General features: G+C 44.8%; 28 protein-coding genes. 25 read left to right on the top strand and 3 right to left on the bottom strand.

Annotated elements, in window-relative coordinates; translation table 11 throughout:
• Positions 1-66: 66 nt before the first annotated feature.
• Together hmpA and FTU69_RS03660 are read right to left on the bottom strand one after the other, a co-directional pair.
• Positions 67-1,278, bottom strand: coding sequence for an NO-inducible flavohemoprotein (gene hmpA, locus FTU69_RS03665; protein WP_005180299.1), 1,212 nt, complete (start codon positions 1,276-1,278; stop codon positions 67-69).
• 150 nt (positions 1,279-1,428) lie between these two features.
• Entirely contained in the window at positions 1,429-3,012 is a 1,584-nt protein-coding gene (locus tag FTU69_RS03660; protein ID WP_168381462.1) for a helicase HerA-like domain-containing protein, read from the bottom strand.
• Between the two features lie 252 nt (positions 3,013-3,264).
• Between FTU69_RS03660 and FTU69_RS14745 the strand changes: the two genes are divergently transcribed.
• On the top strand, positions 3,265-4,962 hold the full coding sequence (locus FTU69_RS14745; protein WP_257223585.1) for a hypothetical protein: 1,698 nt from the start codon (positions 3,265-3,267) through the stop codon (positions 4,960-4,962).
• Between the two features lie 55 nt (positions 4,963-5,017).
• Here the strand turns inward: FTU69_RS14745 and FTU69_RS03650 are convergent, their stop codons facing one another.
• Positions 5,018-6,205 (bottom strand): PLP-dependent transferase, encoded by a 1,188-nt coding sequence (locus FTU69_RS03650; protein WP_180103505.1) that lies wholly within the window; start codon positions 6,203-6,205, stop codon positions 5,018-5,020.
• Between the two features lie 161 nt (positions 6,206-6,366).
• On the opposite strand from FTU69_RS03650, the gene FTU69_RS03645 reads away from it, so the two are divergent.
• From FTU69_RS03645 to rpmJ, 24 genes are all read left to right on the top strand, one after another.
• Positions 6,367-7,119 carry a type 1 glutamine amidotransferase gene (locus FTU69_RS03645; protein WP_180103504.1) on the top strand — a complete coding sequence of 251 codons (753 nt, stop codon included), beginning with the start codon at positions 6,367-6,369 and terminating at the stop codon, positions 7,117-7,119.
• A 266-nt stretch (positions 7,120-7,385) separates the two neighbouring features.
• Positions 7,386-7,697 (top strand): 30S ribosomal protein S10, encoded by a 312-nt coding sequence (gene rpsJ / locus FTU69_RS03640; RefSeq protein ID WP_005180291.1) that lies wholly within the window; start codon positions 7,386-7,388, stop codon positions 7,695-7,697.
• A 59-nt stretch (positions 7,698-7,756) separates the two neighbouring features.
• On the top strand, positions 7,757-8,395 hold the full coding sequence (gene rplC, locus FTU69_RS03635; protein ID WP_005180289.1) for a 50S ribosomal protein L3: 639 nt from the start codon (positions 7,757-7,759) through the stop codon (positions 8,393-8,395).
• Between the two features lie 11 nt (positions 8,396-8,406).
• Positions 8,407-9,009 carry a 50S ribosomal protein L4 gene (gene rplD / locus FTU69_RS03630; RefSeq protein ID WP_005180287.1) on the top strand — a complete coding sequence of 201 codons (603 nt, stop codon included), beginning with the start codon at positions 8,407-8,409 and terminating at the stop codon, positions 9,007-9,009.
• Entirely contained in the window at positions 9,006-9,326 is a 321-nt protein-coding gene (rplW, locus tag FTU69_RS03625; RefSeq protein ID WP_005180285.1) for a 50S ribosomal protein L23, read from the top strand. Before rplD ends, rplW begins: the two co-directional genes overlap by 4 nt.
• An 11-nt stretch (positions 9,327-9,337) precedes the next feature.
• Positions 9,338-10,162, top strand: a complete 825-nt coding sequence (gene rplB / locus FTU69_RS03620; RefSeq protein WP_005180283.1) for a 50S ribosomal protein L2 — start codon at positions 9,338-9,340, stop codon at positions 10,160-10,162.
• A gap of 20 nt (positions 10,163-10,182) precedes the next feature.
• The gene (gene rpsS / locus FTU69_RS03615; RefSeq protein WP_001138119.1) at positions 10,183-10,458 is read left to right on the top strand and encodes a 30S ribosomal protein S19; all 276 of its coding nucleotides are present in this window, start codon (positions 10,183-10,185) and stop codon (positions 10,456-10,458) included.
• An 11-nt stretch (positions 10,459-10,469) separates the two neighbouring features.
• Positions 10,470-10,799: a 50S ribosomal protein L22 gene (rplV, locus tag FTU69_RS03610; protein WP_001982638.1), complete on the top strand. Its 330-nt coding sequence runs from the start codon at positions 10,470-10,472 to the stop codon at positions 10,797-10,799.
• 1 nt (position 10,800) lies between these two features.
• A complete protein-coding gene (gene rpsC, locus FTU69_RS03605) occupies positions 10,801-11,553 on the top strand; it encodes a 30S ribosomal protein S3 (RefSeq protein WP_005180281.1) in 753 nt (250 codons plus the stop codon).
• Between the two features lie 3 nt (positions 11,554-11,556).
• The gene (gene rplP, locus FTU69_RS03600) at positions 11,557-11,970 is read left to right on the top strand and encodes a 50S ribosomal protein L16 (protein ID WP_005180280.1); all 414 of its coding nucleotides are present in this window, start codon (positions 11,557-11,559) and stop codon (positions 11,968-11,970) included.
• Entirely contained in the window at positions 11,970-12,167 is a 198-nt protein-coding gene (gene rpmC, locus FTU69_RS03595; RefSeq protein WP_000849928.1) for a 50S ribosomal protein L29, read from the top strand. Before rplP ends, rpmC begins: the two co-directional genes overlap by 1 nt.
• A complete protein-coding gene (gene rpsQ / locus FTU69_RS03590) occupies positions 12,164-12,421 on the top strand; it encodes a 30S ribosomal protein S17 (protein WP_005180277.1) in 258 nt (85 codons plus the stop codon). The genes rpmC and rpsQ overlap by 4 nt, the downstream gene beginning before the upstream one ends.
• A gap of 91 nt (positions 12,422-12,512) precedes the next feature.
• A complete protein-coding gene (rplN, locus tag FTU69_RS03585; protein WP_001982634.1) occupies positions 12,513-12,881 on the top strand; it encodes a 50S ribosomal protein L14 in 369 nt (122 codons plus the stop codon).
• 9 nt (positions 12,882-12,890) lie between these two features.
• Positions 12,891-13,208: a 50S ribosomal protein L24 gene (rplX, locus tag FTU69_RS03580; RefSeq protein WP_005180274.1), complete on the top strand. Its 318-nt coding sequence runs from the start codon at positions 12,891-12,893 to the stop codon at positions 13,206-13,208.
• 16 nt (positions 13,209-13,224) lie between these two features.
• A complete protein-coding gene (rplE, locus tag FTU69_RS03575) occupies positions 13,225-13,761 on the top strand; it encodes a 50S ribosomal protein L5 (protein ID WP_005180272.1) in 537 nt (178 codons plus the stop codon).
• 9 nt (positions 13,762-13,770) lie between these two features.
• The gene (rpsN, locus tag FTU69_RS03570) at positions 13,771-14,076 is read left to right on the top strand and encodes a 30S ribosomal protein S14 (RefSeq protein WP_005180266.1); all 306 of its coding nucleotides are present in this window, start codon (positions 13,771-13,773) and stop codon (positions 14,074-14,076) included.
• 12 nt (positions 14,077-14,088) lie between these two features.
• Positions 14,089-14,484: a 30S ribosomal protein S8 gene (rpsH, locus tag FTU69_RS03565; protein ID WP_005180264.1), complete on the top strand. Its 396-nt coding sequence runs from the start codon at positions 14,089-14,091 to the stop codon at positions 14,482-14,484.
• A gap of 13 nt (positions 14,485-14,497) precedes the next feature.
• The gene (gene rplF / locus FTU69_RS03560; protein WP_005180261.1) at positions 14,498-15,031 is read left to right on the top strand and encodes a 50S ribosomal protein L6; all 534 of its coding nucleotides are present in this window, start codon (positions 14,498-14,500) and stop codon (positions 15,029-15,031) included.
• Positions 15,032-15,045: 14 nt separating this feature from the next.
• Positions 15,046-15,396, top strand: a complete 351-nt coding sequence (gene rplR / locus FTU69_RS03555; protein WP_005180260.1) for a 50S ribosomal protein L18 — start codon at positions 15,046-15,048, stop codon at positions 15,394-15,396.
• A 2-nt stretch (positions 15,397-15,398) separates the two neighbouring features.
• Entirely contained in the window at positions 15,399-15,896 is a 498-nt protein-coding gene (gene rpsE / locus FTU69_RS03550; RefSeq protein ID WP_005180258.1) for a 30S ribosomal protein S5, read from the top strand.
• A gap of 6 nt (positions 15,897-15,902) precedes the next feature.
• Positions 15,903-16,079 (top strand): 50S ribosomal protein L30, encoded by a 177-nt coding sequence (gene rpmD, locus FTU69_RS03545; RefSeq protein ID WP_005180256.1) that lies wholly within the window; start codon positions 15,903-15,905, stop codon positions 16,077-16,079.
• Positions 16,080-16,082: 3 nt separating this feature from the next.
• The gene (rplO, locus tag FTU69_RS03540; RefSeq protein WP_005180254.1) at positions 16,083-16,523 is read left to right on the top strand and encodes a 50S ribosomal protein L15; all 441 of its coding nucleotides are present in this window, start codon (positions 16,083-16,085) and stop codon (positions 16,521-16,523) included.
• A gap of 45 nt (positions 16,524-16,568) precedes the next feature.
• Positions 16,569-17,888, top strand: coding sequence for a preprotein translocase subunit SecY (secY, locus tag FTU69_RS03535; RefSeq protein WP_171065119.1), 1,320 nt, complete (start codon positions 16,569-16,571; stop codon positions 17,886-17,888).
• A 20-nt stretch (positions 17,889-17,908) separates the two neighbouring features.
• Positions 17,909-18,025, top strand: coding sequence for a 50S ribosomal protein L36 (gene rpmJ, locus FTU69_RS03530; protein WP_000867907.1), 117 nt, complete (start codon positions 17,909-17,911; stop codon positions 18,023-18,025).
• Positions 18,026-18,063: the final 38 nt, after the last annotated feature.

Raw genomic sequence — 18,063 nt, 5'->3', positions numbered from 1 at the left:
TGAAATACAAGAAGGCTAGTCTACCATAAGCAGACTAGCCCTCCTATGTTTTACACGTGTGGGGTTTTAGTGACGTACACCACCCGTACCAAACGCTTCACTGTGAATCTGTTCGGCTTTAATACCACGTGCCAGTAAGGCTTTTTGCTGCTCGGCCATGAATGGCATTGGGCCACACAGGTAGTAATCAGCATTTTCCGGTAACAAGGCAGCATCCATGGTGCTCAGGTCCAGACGACCGGCCACATCATAATCCTGACCTAACACATCTTCGGTATTCGGGAATTCATAGGCTGTAAAGGTATGAATACGTGGATACTTCGCCTTGATGTCCTGAATATGCTGTTTCATGGCATGTACCTGTTTGCTGCGGCAAGCATGAATGAAAGTCACCGGTTGTGGCACATCTAAAGTCACCAGCTGGTTCAGCATCGCAATCATTGGGGTTAAGCCAACACCGCCACTAATGAACACATTACGTTTGTTGCTGTCGATCAGGTAGAAGTTTCCGGTTGGTGCTGAAATTTCAAGTTCTGCACCTTCTGGCAGCTGATGCAGCGCATTAGATACCCAGCCTGCAATCTTGTCGGCGCCATTACCCGGTTCGCGTTTCACTGAAATACGTAAGTAGTCTTGCTGCGGGCTGGTTGACAGCGTGTATTGACGTGGTTGTTTCAGGTCCAGTTCAGGGACAAAAACACGTACTGAAATGTATTGGCCGGCTTCATATTTTGGTAAGGCACCACCATCGACCGGTTCAAAGTAGAACGAGGTAATTTCGTCGCTTTCTACCACTTTCTTGGCGATTTTGAAATTACGCCAGCCTAACCAGCTGCCTTGAGTTTGCTGATGCTGCTCGTAAATGGCACGTTCGGTATTAATGAACACTTCTGCAAGCTGGCCATACGCGGCGGCCCAGGCATCAATCAGTGGATCATCCATGGAAATGTTCAGCACTTCGCTGATGGAGTGCAGCAGGTTTTCACCGACAATATTATAGTCCGGGGCCTGAATATTCAGACTGACATGCTTGTGTGCGACCAGTTCAATTACTGGCGCCAGTACTGATGGATCTTCAATATTTTCTGCATAGGCCAGTACCGCACCTGCCAGTGCCTGCGCCTGCGCACCACTGCGTTGATGACCCAGGTTAAAGGTTTCTTTAAGGTCCGGATTATTCCCCAACATGCGGTTATAGAAATAGCTGGTCAGGGCCACACCATTTTCACGTAGAACAGGAACAGTTGCTTTTACAAGGTCAATTTGCTGTGGAGTCATGGCTGATCTCTCATGGCTGGTTATTTATAAGATGTATTTAAAATACATTTTATAAAGCGCCAGTGCAAGCACTGTTTTTAAAAAAACCATAAAAAAATTATGGGATATAAAAATATCCCATAATGAAAGCTGTTCCTATCGGTTTTTTGATTATTTTCGGCCAAACAGGGAGCCTAATAATCCGCGGACAATTTTCTGTCCGGTGCTGCCGCCTAAGGTTCGGGCTGCACTCTTGGCAAAGGTGCCGACAATATCCTGAGTCAGCTTTTCACGCTGTCGTGCAGCGCGTTCAGCTTCTTTTTGCTGTTCGCGGGCCAGACGTTCCTGTTCCCGCGCCTGCTGTTTGGCCAAAGCAGCCTGTTCTTTGGCTTGCTGCTTGGCTAAAGCTTCCTGTTCTTTGGCGCGTTGCTGTTCTAGCGCGGCCTGTTCAGCCTGTTGCTGGCGTTCCGCTACTTTCTGTTGCAGCATTTCATAGGCACTGTCCCGGTCCAGACTCTGCTCATATACATCGGCGACAATACTCTGGCTCATCAGTGCCTTGCGCTGTTCAGGGCTAATCGGGCTAAACGAGGAGTAGGGTGGCATCACCCAGCCGCGCTCTACAATCTGCGGCGTGCCTTGTTCATCCAGACAGCTAATTAAAGCTTCACCGACGGCCAGTTCGGTAATGGCCTGTTCCACCTGAAATTCCGGATTGGCACGGAAAGTTGCTGCCGCGGTTTTGACCGCTTTCTGATCTTTGGGGGTAAAGGCGCGTAAGGCGTGTTGCACCCGGTTGCCGAGCTGTCCCAGTACACTTTCAGGCAAATCCAGCGGATTCTGGGTGACAAAATAAATTCCAACGCCTTTGGAGCGAATCAGGCGGACCACCTGCTCAATTTTCGCCTGTAGGGCCGGGCTGGCATTGTCAAACAGTAAATGCGCTTCATCAAAGAAGAACACCAGTTTGGGTTTGTCCATATCACCGACCTCCGGCAACTGTTCAAACAGCTCTGATAGCATCCACAATAAAAAGGTCGCATACAGTTTCGGGGTGTGCATCAACTTGTCTGCAGCCAGCAGGTTGATGTTGCCGTGTCCCTGGGCATCGGTCTGCATGAAATCCAGAATATTCAGGCTGGGCTCGCCAAAAAACAGATCACCGCCCTGATCGGCCAGTGCCAGTAAATTGCGCTGAATCGCGCCCAGACTGGCTGGAGATAAATTGCCATAGTCGGCCTTTAACTCTGCCGCATGTTCGCTGACATAGCTGAGCATGGCTTTCAGGTCTTTAAAGTCAATCAGCAGGAGGCCCTGATCATCGGCAATCCGAAACACTGCCGACAGTACACCTTCCTGGGTGTCATTTAAATTCAGCATCCGGGCTAGCAGTAGCGGTCCGATTTCGGAGATGGTGGTGCGAATCGGGTGGCCCTGTTCACCAAATAAATCCCAGAACACCACCGGCGAGGCAGCAAAGGGAATACTGTCAATACCCAGGCTTTTAATCCGTTCATCAAATTTGGGATTGCTGGAACCAGCCTGCGCCAGACTGGAAACATCGCCTTTGGCATCGGCCAGAAAGACTGGGACACCAATGCGGGAAAAACTTTCTGCCAGTACCTTTAATGTTACGGTCTTGCCGGTACCTGTTGCCCCAGCAATCAGGCCATGACGGTTGGCAAGCTGAGAATGCAGCACGATATCCTGTGTGGTATCGGCGGTTTTTTTAGCAATAACGATTGGTGTATTCATTGACTTGAAAACCTCTATATAAATTTTTGTCTTTTGGAATACTTAAATTTCCCTTATGCACGGATTTGTGATTTAAGTTTCTTTTTTTTGGTTTATTGTGTTACATGTTAAGGTATTTTTACTTTATTGTTGAAATTTTATCCATTTTTTTGTAATATTCACCATTCATTTTATTTTTAATAAAATTATGAAAAATAAAATTTTAATTTAATAGCTTTTATTAAATAGTTTGAAAACGGTTAGAGGGTATAAATGAAACTTAACAAACAATTATTAGCAATGTTAGTGGGAACATCTGTATTTTTAACGGCATGTGGTGGTGATTCAGATAGCTCAATATCAAAGCCTACTGATCCAGTTCCACCAGAACAGCCAGACGAAACGCCTACTACTATTCAAGATGTTGCAACTGTAGTAAGTGAAAAGGCAAATATTGCAGTTTTTGGTGCAGTGAATCCTGAATATTTTACAGAGACAGCATTAACATCAGGTCGGACTGTTTTATTGTTAGATGATAATGTGACAAAAGCAGCTGGATTTGCTTCACAGGTTGATTTAACTGCTTCATCGGCACAGAATCAAGCGAAAGTGAGATCCGTTGTATTAAATCAAAATTTAGATGAATTTAGTAAATTCTATTTAGCTGCATTTACTGATGCTCTTATCCAGCAAAATGCAAAAGTCAATATTTTAACTAATCGTGTATCTACGAATGCTCAAGGTGAAGTGGTTAATGTAATCTTGGATATTGATTTTTCTAATGCCAATGAACTGACTAAAGTTCGTGATCTGTTGTTATCTGTATTAAATTCAAATTCATCTGTTACTACTCCTGTAGCCGTACAAGCAAGTGATAAAAAATTACGTCTCAATCTATCTTTTTGGCTTGCAAACCAATTAGGTTATATTTGGGGAAATACTTACGTAGCGAGTAATAGTGATCAAGTTAACCAAGTATATGGTGATTTGAATATTGCTAGTGCTTTAAGTAGCAATGCGGATATTGAAGTGGCTACAGTAAAAGAAACTTTTACTCAAACAACACAATCTGCAAATGCGGTTGACATTTTATGGAATATTGATTCTTCAGGTTCAATGTCTGAAGAACAGCGTAACTTGGCTAATGGTGCTGCACAGTTCTTTAAATCATTGAATCAAGCAGGTGTAGATTATCGTTTAGCAGTGAATACGCAGGATGCGTACGCATGTAAGTCGCTTAGAACTTTAAAAGATAAAACGACTAATTTTATTGATAGAAATACACCTGATGCAGAGCAAGAGTGGGCAACCTTGGCTCAACCTGGAACTTATGGTTCAGGTACTGAAACAGGTTTTTACTGCGTTCGTGAAGCAGATTTGACTGGTTTTGACCGTCCAAACGTGAAGAATTTAGTGGTGTTTGTTTCAGATGAGCCTGAAAATGAAACATATTGGCAGTCCAGTCCAGTATATAGTAACTATACACGACGAGATTTTAATGATTATAAAAATTATTTCTTGTCTACAAACACTACCTACTTTTCGATTGTAGGTACATCTGATCATATTCGTCCAACTTTTGCAGATCCTACAATTTCTTGGAGTACACCAGGATTCGAATGTAATGGTCAAGGTGGATCAGCAGAGGGCGGTGGTCATTTTAAAGAGATTGCACGGTTGACTGGTGGGGCTTCTGCTTCAATTTGTGCGGATGCCACAAGCTGGAATGTAGTATTTGATGACATTATTCGTGTAGCAACCGGTCTTGCAAGTCAGTTTAGTTTAAAACAGGTACCAGTACCTTCAACTGTTAAAGTGACAGTAAATGGTCAAAATGTTGCGCGTGATACAACACATCGACAAGGCTTTGATCTAGTTTATAGTAATTCTGGCGTAAGTTTAGTGTTCTATGGAACAACTTTACCAAAAGCAGGTGAGACTGTTTCAGTAAGCTATGATTACTTTAAGTAAAGCGAAACAATAATGTAAAAAATTGGGCAAATTGCCCAATTTTTTATGTCGATATTTAAGCTAAGACTTTTAAAGCTTGTTGAATATCCTGAATCAGATCTTCCGGATGTTCCAGACCAATACAGAAACGAACCAGAAAACCCTCCTTCAAATGTGAATGTTCAAGCACACGCATTTCTTTTAAGTTATATAGCATGACCAGACTGACCGGTCCCCCCCAGCTAAAGCCAAGCTTAAACAGTTTTAAGCTGTCACAGAAATTGCGAATATCTTGCAACTTGTAGTTATTGTCAAAAATCACACTAACCAGTCCGGCGCTGTGACCCTCCTTGCAGATGTCTTTCCAGTATGCATGACCGGCACTGTCCGGATCAGCCGGATGCAGGACCTGAACCAGCTCTTTTTGCTGTTTTAGCCAGTTCAGCAAGGTCAGTGCTGATTGTGACTGTTGCTGGTAACGCAGCTGCATGGAGGCCAGACTGCGCTGGATTTGCGCCGTATCATCTCCGCTGACACAAATCCCCTGAATGGCATGCATCCGGAATAATTGATGATGGAGCTTCTGGTCACGCGTCACCACCGAGCCCATTAAAATATCGCCACCCCCGCTTGGATATTTGGTTAGCGCATGCACGGTCAGATCTACGCTTAAGTGGTCCTCGCCAAAATCAAAGGCATTAAAGGCCAGTCCTGCGCCCCAGGTATTGTCCAGCGCAGTCAAAATATTATGGGCTTGGGCTTTTTTTACCAGACCAATTAAGTCCGGAAACTCCAGTGTCACCGAACCAGCCGCTTCCAGCCATAACAGTTTGGCTTTATCACTTGGGCTAAAGCTTTCTACCTCCAACGGGTTATAGACCTTGACGGCAATGCCATAACGCTGCTGCAGATTACGCAGATGCTCCATATTCGGACCATAAATATTGTCCGGAACCCAGACCTCATCACCCTGGCTTAACAAGCAGGAATTGACCAGATTAATCGCAGAGAGGCCGCTCGGCGCCAGCAGGTGATACAGACCGCCTTCGATCTGCGCGATGTGATCACCTAACGTAAAGGTCGTCGGCGTGCCATGCGTGCCATAACTATAGTCATAGGCATCGGTCCAGTGGCGATTAAACAGTGCATCGGTGTTGTTAAAAATAATCGTCGATGCACGATAGAGGGGAGGTTGAACCGTAGAAATCAGTTGAGGGGCTTTTCGTGGTGCATGAATCAGTTCGGTTTGCGGATTTTTTTTCACGACTTCGCTCAAATCAGGACAATCAATTGAATTTAGCTTAAGAGAAAAGGATCAGTTGTGCCATATCTGGCTGTATTTATTTGACTTTGAACACTCGGCGCTAAAGTTGGCTTCATTTTTGCAAAGCCTAAAAGCATAGCTACAACAACAGGTTTCAGCGCATGGCGTCGCATTTAAAAGTACATTATTTTCAGCATATTGCTGGTGAAGGATTTGGAAGTTGTTATACGCATTTAAAACGGTTAAATGCAGAGATCAGTGCCACAGAATTTTTTGCCTTGCCGGTTGATTCAGCACTGGATATTGAAGCGCTGCCGCAGATCGAGGAGGTCGATTTGTTAATTGTCATGGGCGGCACCATGAGCGTTAATGATGAAGCCAATTTCCCCTGGTTAAAAATGGAAAAACGCTGGCTCAGGCGTTATTTGGCCATGGGAAAACCGGCCATTGGTCTGTGTCTGGGTGGGCAACTGATCGCCAATGCGCTGGGTGCGGCCGTCAGTCGCCATCCTGTACAGGAGCTGGGCTGGCACGAGGTGCGCAAGGTCAGTCATGTGCCATCAGACTATTTTCAGTTGCCGGAGCAGTTTAATGTCATGCAGTGGCATAGCGAAAGCTTCGAGATTCCCAAAGGGGCTGTGCATCTGGCCGAAAATGATGCCTGTCGCAATCAGATGTATCAGATTGGCAAAAATGTACTGGGCTTTCAGTTCCACCCGGAAACCACGCCAGAAAGCCTGCAATTATTCCTGGAAGATGAAGAAGAGCTGGCCCTGTTTCAGGGACCTTATGTGCAATCGGTAGAGCAGCTGCAGCGCGCTAATAAAAATAAATTTATTCAAGGAAATCAGATATTAAATCAGGCGATAGATTATGTATTACAGCAAACTGCAGCGCAGCGGCGGGCTGTATAATTATTAAACAATTGATTTGTCGAAATATTTGAAAAATGATGTAAAAAGCCACAAAAGGATTTGCTTATGCATTAAACAATCGTTATAATGGGCGACCCTTTGATATTAAGGGGGTTAACCGCGAAGAAAGTGGTTAACTATCGTTACAGTCGTGGCATCGATCACGACCTTAGTGATATTTCACTGCTCTTGACACTTGCCTTTATTAGTGGGGTGAGATGCGTCAAGAGTGATTCTTTATATATTTTGGCTTGGAGTTAACTGGTATGTCTAACCAGAGAATTCGTATCCGTCTTAAGTCTTTTGATCACCGTTTAATTGATCAATCTGCTCAAGAGATCGTAGAAACCGCTAAGCGTACTGGCGCACAAGTGTGTGGTCCAATCCCGATGCCTACTCGCATCGAACGCTTCAACGTTCTTACATCACCGCACGTTTACAAAGATGCGCGTGACCAATATGAGATCCGCACTTACAAACGTTTGATCGATATCGTTCAACCTACAGACAAAACTGTAGATGCATTGATGAAATTAGATCTTGCAGCTGGTGTTGATGTTCAGATCGCATTGGGTTAAGGCTTTCGGTTAATTAACGCTCTAAGTTAATTAAGCCGCTTTTTTAGAGGTTTATGCACATGGCTATTGGTTTAGTCGGTCGCAAGTGCGGTATGACCCGTATCTTTACAGATGCTGGTGTTTCTGTACCTGTTACAGTGATTGAGGTTGATCCTAACCGCATCACACAAATCAAAACGCTTGAAACTGATGGTTATCAAGCGATTCAAATCACTACTGGTGAACGTCGCGAATCTCGCGTAACTAACGCTCAGAAAGGTCACTTTGCGAAAGCGGGTGTTGCTGCTGGTCGTCTGGTTCAAGAATTCCGCGTTACAGAAGCTGAGCTTGAAGGTCGTGAAGTTGGTGGTACGCTTACTGTAGATTTGTTCACAGTTGGTCAAATCGTTGATGTAACTGGCACATCTAAAGGTAAAGGTTTCCAAGGTGGTGTTAAGCGTTGGAACTTCCGTACTCAAGACGCTACTCACGGTAACTCTGTTTCTCACCGTGTTCTAGGTTCTACAGGTCAAAACCAGACTCCTGGTCGCGTATTCAAAGGCAAAAAAATGGCTGGCCATTTAGGTGCTGAACGCGTAACTACACAGGGTCTTGAAATCGTTGCAATCGACACAGAGCGTTCAGTTCTAGTTGTTAAAGGCGCGGTTCCTGGTGCTACTGGTGGCGACGTAACTGTTCGTCCTACTATCAAGGCCTGAGGGGAAATAACGTGAATTTAAAAACTGTTTCCGGCTCTGCTGTTGAATTGTCTGAAGTAGCTTTCGGCCGTGAATTTAACGAAGCGCTTGTACACCAAGTTGTTACAGCTTACTTAGCTGGTGGTCGTCAAGGTTCTAAAGCTCAGAAGTCACGTGCAGACGTTTCTGGCGGTGGTAAAAAGCCATTCCGTCAAAAAGGTACTGGCCGCGCTCGTGCTGGTTCTATTCGTAGCCCAATCTGGGTTGGCGGTGGTAAAACTTTTGCTGCTCGTCCACAAGACTGGTCTCAAAAAGTGAACCGTAAGATGTACCGTGGTGCAATGCAATGTATCTTAGCTGAACTTGTTCGCCAAGATCGTCTTGTATTAGTTGAAGAGTTTGCTGTTGAAGCGCCTAAAACTAAAGCATTGCTTGCAAAACTGAACGACTTGAATGCAACTCGCGCATTGATCGTTACTGAAGCTGTAGATGAGAATCTATACCTTGCAGCTCGCAACCTTCCACACGTTGATGTGGTTGACGCTACTGCAATCGATCCTGTTAGCTTGATCGCGTTCGATAAAGTTGTAATGTCTGTTGCTGCTGCTAAGAAAATTGAGGTAGAACTCGGATGAACAACGAACGTTTATATCAAGTCCTACAAGGACCTGTATTCTCAGAAAAAGCACAAGTTTTAGGTGAAACTGCTGGTGTTCAAGTGTTCAAGGTTGCATTAAATGCAAACAAGCTTGAAATCAAAAAAGCAGTGGAACAATTATTTGGTGTAGAAGTTGTTAAAGTTAACACGACTATCACTAAAGGTAAGACTAAACGCTTTGGTAAAACTATCGGACGTCGTTCTGATGTTAAAAAAGCATACGTCACCCTGAAAGCTGGCCAAGATGTTGAAATGGCTGACTTGGGCGATACCGCTGAAACCGCAGCGGAATAAGGACGAAAATTATGCCTATTCAAAAATGTAAGCCAACGTCTCCAGGACGTCGCTTTGTAGAGAAAGTGGTTCATGATCACCTTCACAAAGGCGCGCCATATGCTCCGTTGGTAGAAGCTAAAAAACGTACTGGTGGTCGTAACAACAACGGTCACATTACGACTCGTCACGTTGGTGGTGGCCACAAACAGCACTACCGTATCGTTGACTTCAAACGTAACAAAGACGGCATTCCTGCTGTAGTTGAGCGTATTGAATACGATCCTAACCGTACTGCACACATCGCACTGTTGAAGTATGCTGACGGTGAGCGTCGTTATATTATTGCGCCTAAAGGCTTACGTGCTGGTGATAAAGTACAGTCTGGTAACGATGCTCCAATTCGTCCAGGTAACTGCTTGCCACTTCGCAACATGCCTATCGGTTCTACACTTCATAACATCGAACTTAAAATCGGTAAAGGCGCGCAGTTAGCTCGTTCAGCTGGTACTTCAGTTCAGTTGTTGGGTCGTGACGGTTCTTACGCTATCGTTCGTTTACGTTCTGGTGAAATGCGTAAAGTACACGTTGAATGTCGTGCTGTATTGGGTGAAGTTTCTAACTCAGAAAGCAACTTGCGTTCACTTGGTAAAGCAGGTGCTTCACGCTGGCGTGGCGTTCGTCCTACCGTACGTGGTATGGCGATGAACCCGGTTGACCACCCACACGGTGGTGGTGAAGGGCGTAACAAAGGTATTCAACCTGTAAGCCCATGGGGTCAAAAAGCTAAAGGGTACAAGACACGTACCAACAAGCGTACGACTAAGATGATTATTCGCGACCGTCGCGTTAAGTAACAAGTAAAGGAATCTGACTAATGCCTCGTTCATTGAAAAAAGGCCCATTCGTCGATGCGCACTTGTTCGCTAAGGTTGAAGCGGCTGTTGCGAGCAACTCTCGTAAGCCGATCAAAACTTGGTCGCGTCGTTCGATGATTCTTCCGGATTTTGTTGGTCTAACAATTTCTGTACACAATGGTCGTAACCACGTTCCAGTAATCGTTACTGAACACATGGTTGGCCATAAACTCGGTGAATTCGCGCCAACTCGTACCTATCGTGGTCACGGTGTTGACAAGAAGTCTAAACGTTAATAGGTGCTATGATGGAAGTAACTGCTAAATTACGCGGTGCCGCTATCTCGGCACAAAAGGCACGTTTGGTTGCAGACCTTATTCGCGGCAAATCTGTTGCGCATGCGCTTAACATCCTGAACTTCAGCAACAAAAAAGCTGCTGTACTGGTTAAAAAAGCGTTGGAATCTGCAATTGCAAATGCTGAACACAATAACAGTTTAGATGTAGACGACCTTAAAGTTTCTACGATCTACGTTGATGAAGGCATGAGCCTGAAACGTATTATGCCACGTGCTAAAGGCCGTGCAGATCGTATTACTAAGCGTACTTGTCACATCACCGTTAAGGTAGGGGTTTGATATGGGTCAGAAGGTTCATCCAATCGGTATCCGCCTAGGTGTTGTGAAACGTCATAACGCTAACTGGTATGCGAATCCGAAACAATACGCTGAATACTTGCTTAAAGACCTTCAAGTTCGTGAGTTTTTAACTAAAAAACTTAAGAACGCAATGGTAAGCAATATTCTTATCGAACGTCCGACAGGCGCTGCTAAAGTAACTATTAGCACTGCTCGTCCTGGTATCGTTATCGGTAAAAAAGGCGAAGACATTGAGAAATTACAGCGCGAACTTACCAACATTATGGGTGTTCCAGCGCAAGTAAGCATCAACGAAATCGATCGTCCAGACTTAGACGCACGTCTGGTTGCTGAAGCAATCGCTTCTCAATTAGAAAAGCGTGTAATGTTCCGTCGTGCTATGAAGCGTGCGGTTCAAAACACTATGCGTGCTGGTGCCAAAGGTATCAAAGTTGAAGTTTCTGGCCGTTTAGGCGGTGCTGAGATCGCTCGTACAGAATGGTATCGTGAAGGTCGTGTACCTCTACATACACTTCGTGCGGACATCGACTACGCGACTATGCGTGCTGAAACGACTTACGGTACGATTGGTGTTAAAGTTTGGATCTTCCGTGGTGAGATCCTGGGCGGCATGAAACAAGTCATGAACCCAGCTCCAGCTGAAGAACGTCCAGCTAAACGCGGTCGCGGTCGTGGTGAAGGTCAAGAGCGTCGTGGTCGTCGCAATGATCGTTCTGCTGAAAAAGGAGAATAATCCATGTTGCAACCTAAACGTACTAAGTTCCGTAAGGTTCAAAAAGGCCGTAACACTGGTCTAGCGCACCGTGGTAGCACTGTATCTTTCGGTTCTATCGCACTTAAAGCGACTGAACGTGGTCGTATGACTGCGCGTCAGATCGAAGCTGCGCGTCGTACAATCAGCCGTCGTGTTAAACGTGGTGGTAAGATCTTTATCCGTGTATTCCCGGACAAACCAATTACTGAAAAACCATTAGAAGTTCGTATGGGTAACGGTAAAGGTAACGTGGAATACTGGGTTTGCGAAATCAAACCAGGTAAGATCCTGTACGAAATGGAAGGTGTGAACGATGAATTAGCAACTGAAGCATTCAAGCTTGCTGCTGCTAAACTTCCGTTTAAAACCACTATCGTGACTCGGACGGTAATGTAATGAAAACTAAAGATCTACGTGAAAAGTCGGTAGAAGAGTTGAAAGCTTTGCTTGATGAGCAACAGCTTAACCAATTCCGTCTTCGTATGGCGAAAGCAACTGGTCAATTGGGCAAATCGCACGAAGTGCAAGTCGCTCGTAAAACTATTGCTCGTATTAAGACACTCCTTACCGAAAAACAGGGGAACGGACAATGAGTGATAAAACAGTCCGCACGTTAACCGGCAAAGTCGTAAGCGACAAAATGGACAAGTCTATTGTTGTGCTTATTGAACGTCGTGTTCAACACCCGTTGTATGGCAAATCAATCCGCCGTTCAACAAAATTACATGCTCATGATGAGAACAATACCGCTAAAATCGGTGATGTTGTAACCATCAAAGAAAGCCGCCCAATTTCTAAAACTAAGTCTTGGACTCTAGTTGAAGTTGTTGAAGCAGCTGCTGAGTAATTAACGTTCTTGTTGCATCATCGGTCAATTTCGAGTACTCTTTGAGCCTTTCGAAATTGTGACCGGTGATGCTCGGTTTTGGAGTAGGGCAATGATTCAAACCGAAACGATGCTCGACGTAGCAGACAACAGTGGTGCTCGCCGCGTACAATGTATTAAAGTACTTGGTGGTTCACATCGTCGTTATGCTTCTGTTGGCGACATTATTAAAGTTACTGTAAAAGAAGCAATTCCACGCGCACGTGTTAAAAAAGGTGACGTGATGAATGCTGTAGTTGTACGTACAAAATTCGGTATCCGTCGTCCAGATGGTTCTGTGATTCGTTTCGACGATAACGCAGCCGTTATTTTGAACAACAACAAAGCGCCGATTGCTACTCGTATTTTCGGACCAGTGACTCGTGAACTTCGTACTGAACAGTTCATGAAAATTATTTCATTGGCTCCTGAAGTTCTATAAGAGGCAATCATGGCTAAGATTAAAAAAGGCGATCAAGTAATCGTGATCGCAGGTAAAGAAAAAGGCAAACAGGGTACTGTTTTGTCAGTTTCTAATGACCGCGTTAAGGTTGAAGGCCTTAACCTGGTTAAGAAGCATCAAAAGCCGAACCGTGTTACTGGCGCTGAAGGCGGCATCGTAACTCAGGAAGCTTCGCTTCATATTTCAAACGTGGCAATTTTTAATGCTACAACCCAAAAGGCTGACCGTGTTGGTTACCAAACGATTGACGGCGTGAAAACTCGCGTTTACAAATCAAATGGTGAATCAGTGGCGGTAGCGAAGTAATAGGTTGAAATAGGCAATGGCCAGACTTAAAACACGTTACAACGACGAACTTAAAGCTCAATTACAAGAACAATTGGGCATTAAGAATGTGATGGAGATCCCTCGCATCACTAAAATCACTATCAACATGGGTGTTGGTGCAGCTGCTGCTGACAAGAAACTCCTTGATGGTGCTCTTTCTGATATGCAAGCTATCGCTGGTCAAAAACCAGTTCTTACGTTAGCTCGTAAATCTATCGCAGGTTTTAAAATCCGTGATGGTTGGCCGATTGGTTGTAAAGTTACTTTACGCGGCGAACGCATGTACGAATTCTTAGACCGTTTGATCTCTATCGCGATCCCTCGTATCCGTGACTTCCGTGGTTTCTCTGCGAAATCATTTGATGGTCGTGGTAACTACTCTATGGGTCTTAAAGAACAAATCGTTTTCCCTGAAATCGATTTCGATAAGATTGATCGTATTCGTGGTATGGATATTACCATCACTACGACTGCTCGCACCGATGACGAAGGCCGTGCGCTTATGCGTGCATTCGGCTTCCCGTTCAAATAAGAGGTCGATATGGCTAAGAAAAGTATGATTAATCGCGAATTGAAACGCGAAGCTACTGTTGCTAAATACGCTGCAAAACGTGCTGAATTAAAAGCTGTTATTGCAAACGTAAATGCAAGCGACGAAGAGCGTTTCGAAGCGATGATGAAGTTACAAGCATTACCACGTAATGCGTCTCCAGTGCGTCTTCGTAACCGTTGTGGTTTAACTGGTCGTCCTCATGGTTACTTCCGTAAGTTCGGTTTAAGCCGTAACAAATTACGTGACACAGTAATGCAAGGTGATGTACCTGGCGTTGTTAAGGCAAGCTGGTAAGGAGCGACTAGAATGAGTATGCAAGATACCGTTGCCGACATGTTAACTCGTGTTCGTAACGCACAAATGGCGAAGAAACAAACTGTTTCTATGCCTAACTCTAAGTTGAAAGTTGCGATTGCAAACGTACTTCAACAAGAAGGTTACATTGCCAATGTAGAAGTTGCTGACGTTGAAGGCAAAGCAACTCTTACTTTGACATTAAAGTATTTCGAAGGCAAACCAGTTATCGAAACTGTGAAACGCGTAAGCCGTCCTGGTCTACGTCAGTATCGCGGTAAAGATGCACTTCCAAGCGTTAAGCAAGGTTTAGGTATTGCAATTGTTTCTACAAGCAAAGGCATCATGACTGATCGCGCTGCACGTGCTGCGGGCGTTGGTGGTGAAGTTATTGCTTTTGTTTCTTAATAGGTGATTCCTCATGTCTCGTGTGGCTAAAGCCCCAGTAACTGTACCTAACGGTGTAACAGTTACTCAGAACGGCCGGCAGGTCGAAGTGAAAGGCAGCAAAGGTACATTGTCTTTCAACCTGCATGCGCTGGTCGAGCTAAAACAGGAAGATGGTACTCTTCAAGTTGCTCCAGTAAAAGAGTCGAAAGACGCTTGGATGCAAGCTGGTACTGCTCGCGCTGTATTAAACAACCTTGTAAAAGGTGTGAACGAAGGTTTCGAACGTAAGTTACAACTGATCGGTGTTGGTTATAAAGCTGCGGTTAAAGGTACTGTTGTTAACCTTAACCTTGGTTTCTCTCATCCAATCGATTACAGCCTTCCTGAAGGTGTAACTGCAGAAACTCCTACTGCAACTGAAATCATCCTGAAATCTGCTAACAAGCAATTATTAGGTCAGGTAGCAGCTGAGATCCGTGGTTACCGTCCACCAGAGCCATATAAAGGTAAAGGTGTTCGTTATTCTGACGAAGTTGTACTTCGTAAAGAAGCTAAGAAGAAATAAGGCGCGAGGTTCTTATGAACGAAAAGAAACAATCCCGTTTGCGTCGTGCGAAAAGCACACGCTTGCACATCCGTGCATTGGGTGCGACTCGTTTGTGTGTAAACCGCACTCCGCGTCACATCTATGCTCAAGTTATCTCAGCAGATGGTGGCAAAGTTTTAGCGCAAGCTTCTACTTTAGATGCTACTTTACGTGCTGGTACAACTGGTAACGTTGAAGCTGCCAAGAAAGTTGGTGCTTTAATCGCAGAACGTGCGAAAGCAGCTGGTGTAACTAAAGTTGCATTTGACCGTTCTGGTTTTAAATATCATGGTCGTATCAAAGCCTTGGCTGATGCTGCTCGTGAAAACGGCTTGGAGTTCTAATCATGGCTAAAGTTGAACAAAACGAAGGTCTTGTTGAAAAGCTGGTAGCCGTTGATCGTGTTGCCAAAGTTGTTAAGGGTGGTCGTATCTTCTCTTTCACAGCATTAACTGTTGTGGGTGACGGTAATGGTCGCGTAGGTTTTGGTCGTGGTAAAGCGCGTGAAGTTCCAGCTGCTATTTCTAAAGCACTTGAAGCTGCTCGTCGCAACATGATTACTGTTGACCTTGTTGACGGTACTGTTCAGCATCCTATTCATGCTCGTCACGGTGCAAGCCGCGTTTACATGCAACCTGCTTCTGAAGGTACTGGTGTAATTGCTGGTGGCGCTATGCGTGCAGTTCTAGAGGCTGTTGGCGTGCGTAACGTATTAACAAAATGTTATGGCTCTACAAATGCTGCGAACGTAGTAAACGCGACTTTCAACGGTCTGCGTGATATGACTTCTCCTGAGAAAGTCGCTGCGAAACGTGGTCTGACTGTAGAACAAATTCAAGGGTAATCAATCATGAAAACGATTAAAGTTACCCAGACTAAATCTGCATCGCACCGTTTGAAAAATCACAAGCTTTGCCTGAAAGGTTTAGGTCTGCGTCGTATTGGTCATACTGTAGAAGTGCAAGATACGCCTTCTAACCGTGGTATGATCAACCAAGTCTACTATATGGTTAGTGTAGAGGAATAAGCCATGACTCTGCGTTTAAATGAACTTGCACCTGCAGAAGGTGCTAAACGTGAAAACCGTCGTCTGGGCCGTGGTATCGGTTCTGGCGTAGGTAAGACTGGTGGCCGTGGTGTCAAAGGTCAAAAATCACGTAAGAGCGGTGGCGTACGTCCAGGTTTCGAAGGTGGTCAAACTGCGTTATATCGTCGTTTACCTAAATTCGGTTTCACTAGCCAAATCGCTTTAAAAACTGCTGAAGTACGTTTATCTGAGCTTGCTAAAGTTGAAGGCGACATCGTTAGCCTAGAAACTTTAAAAGCGGCGAACGTTGTGCGTAAAGACATGATCCGTGCGCGTATCGTACTTTCTGGTGAAATTACTCGTGCTTTCACTGTTCAAGGTGTTGCATTGACTAAAGGCGCTAAAGCTGCTGTTGAAGCTGCTGGCGGTAAAGTCGAGGAGTAATCTCCAGTGTCTATGTCTCCTAGTTCTTCAGGTCATGTACATATGATGAAAGGCCAACCATTTCACGTGAAATATCGTGAAATTATTCGCCGAATGATGTTTCTCATTGGTGCGTTATTGGTATTTCGACTAGGAGCGCATATTCCAGTACCAGGCATTAATAATGCCGCACTTGAAAATCTTTTTAATGCAAACTCAGGTACTATCCTGGGTTTGTTTAACATGTTTTCGGGTGGTGCATTAGAGCGAATGTCGATTCTTGCTCTCGGGATCATGCCCTACATCTCTGCGTCGATTATCGTGCAGCTGATGTCAACCGTGGTTCCTTCGCTGGAAGCTTTAAAGAAAGAAGGCGAGCAGGGTAAGCGTAAGATTAATCAATATACGCGCCAAGGTACCTTGTTCCTTGCCTTAGTACAGGCAATCGGGATGTGTGCAGGTCTGATCAGTCAAGGGATTACCTTAACGTCAGGTCTTGCGTTTTACGTTCCGGCAGTCACCTCGCTGGTGGCGGGTACAATGTTCCTGATGTGGTTGGGTGAACAGATTACCGAACGTGGGGTGGGCAATGGTATTTCCATGATCATCTTCGCCGGTATCGTTGCCGGATTGCCAAATCTGATTTTGCAATCGCTATCTTCAGTCGATAATGGTCAAACCAGCCTGATTGGTCTGGTGATTTTTGGTCTGTTGTCACTGGCGGTACTGGCAGCCATTGTGTTTATCGAGAAAGCGCAACGTCGTATTCCGGTAAACTATGCTCAAAAACAGCAAGGTCGTCGTGTATTTACTGCACAGCAAACCCATTTGCCATTAAAAATTAATATGGCAGGTGTGATTCCGGCAATTTTTGCCAGCTCTCTGCTGTTGTTCCCGGCCAGTCTGGGTCAATGGGTAGGAAGTGCGGATCCTGATGCAGGGATTATCAAGCGTAGCTTGCAAGATCTGGCACTCGTATTATCGCCTGGACAGCCATTGTATTTGGTGCTCTTTGGTGCGTTAATTATCTTTTTCTGTTATTTCTATACCGCGCTAGTTTTTAGTCCGAAAGAAGTGTCAGAGAACTTGAAACGCAGCGGAGCTTATGTGCCTGGTATTCGCCCAGGTGAGCAAACTGCTCGTTACTTAGATCATATTCTCAATCGTTTGACCTTTATTGGTTCGATTTATATCACAGTGGTCTGCTTGATGCCGATGGTATTGCAGAGCTCGTTTGGTATTCCATTCTATTTGGGTGGTACCTCATTATTGATCGTTGTGGTAGTCGTGATGGACTTTATGGCTCAGCTTCAAGCACATCTCACCTCGCACCAGTACGATAATCAAACGTTAATGAGAAAAACGACTGCTCATCCTAAGGGATAAGCGCACTTAGAGGTTTCATCATGAAAGTACAAGCTTCTGTAAAGAAAATTTGTGGTAGCTGTAAAGTTATCCGTCGTAATGGGGTTATCCGCGTAATTTGCAGCGCAGAACCTCGTCATAAGCAGCGTCAAGGTTAATCTGATCAAGACCTGTTGATTTCAGTAGGCTAATTAGG

Source organism: Acinetobacter sp. YH12134 (genome assembly GCF_013418555.1).
GTDB classification, from domain to species: domain Bacteria; phylum Pseudomonadota; class Gammaproteobacteria; order Pseudomonadales; family Moraxellaceae; genus Acinetobacter; species Acinetobacter indicus.
The sequence above is the reverse complement of the archived record's forward strand: the minus strand, read 5'-3'. Positions and strand labels throughout refer to the sequence as shown.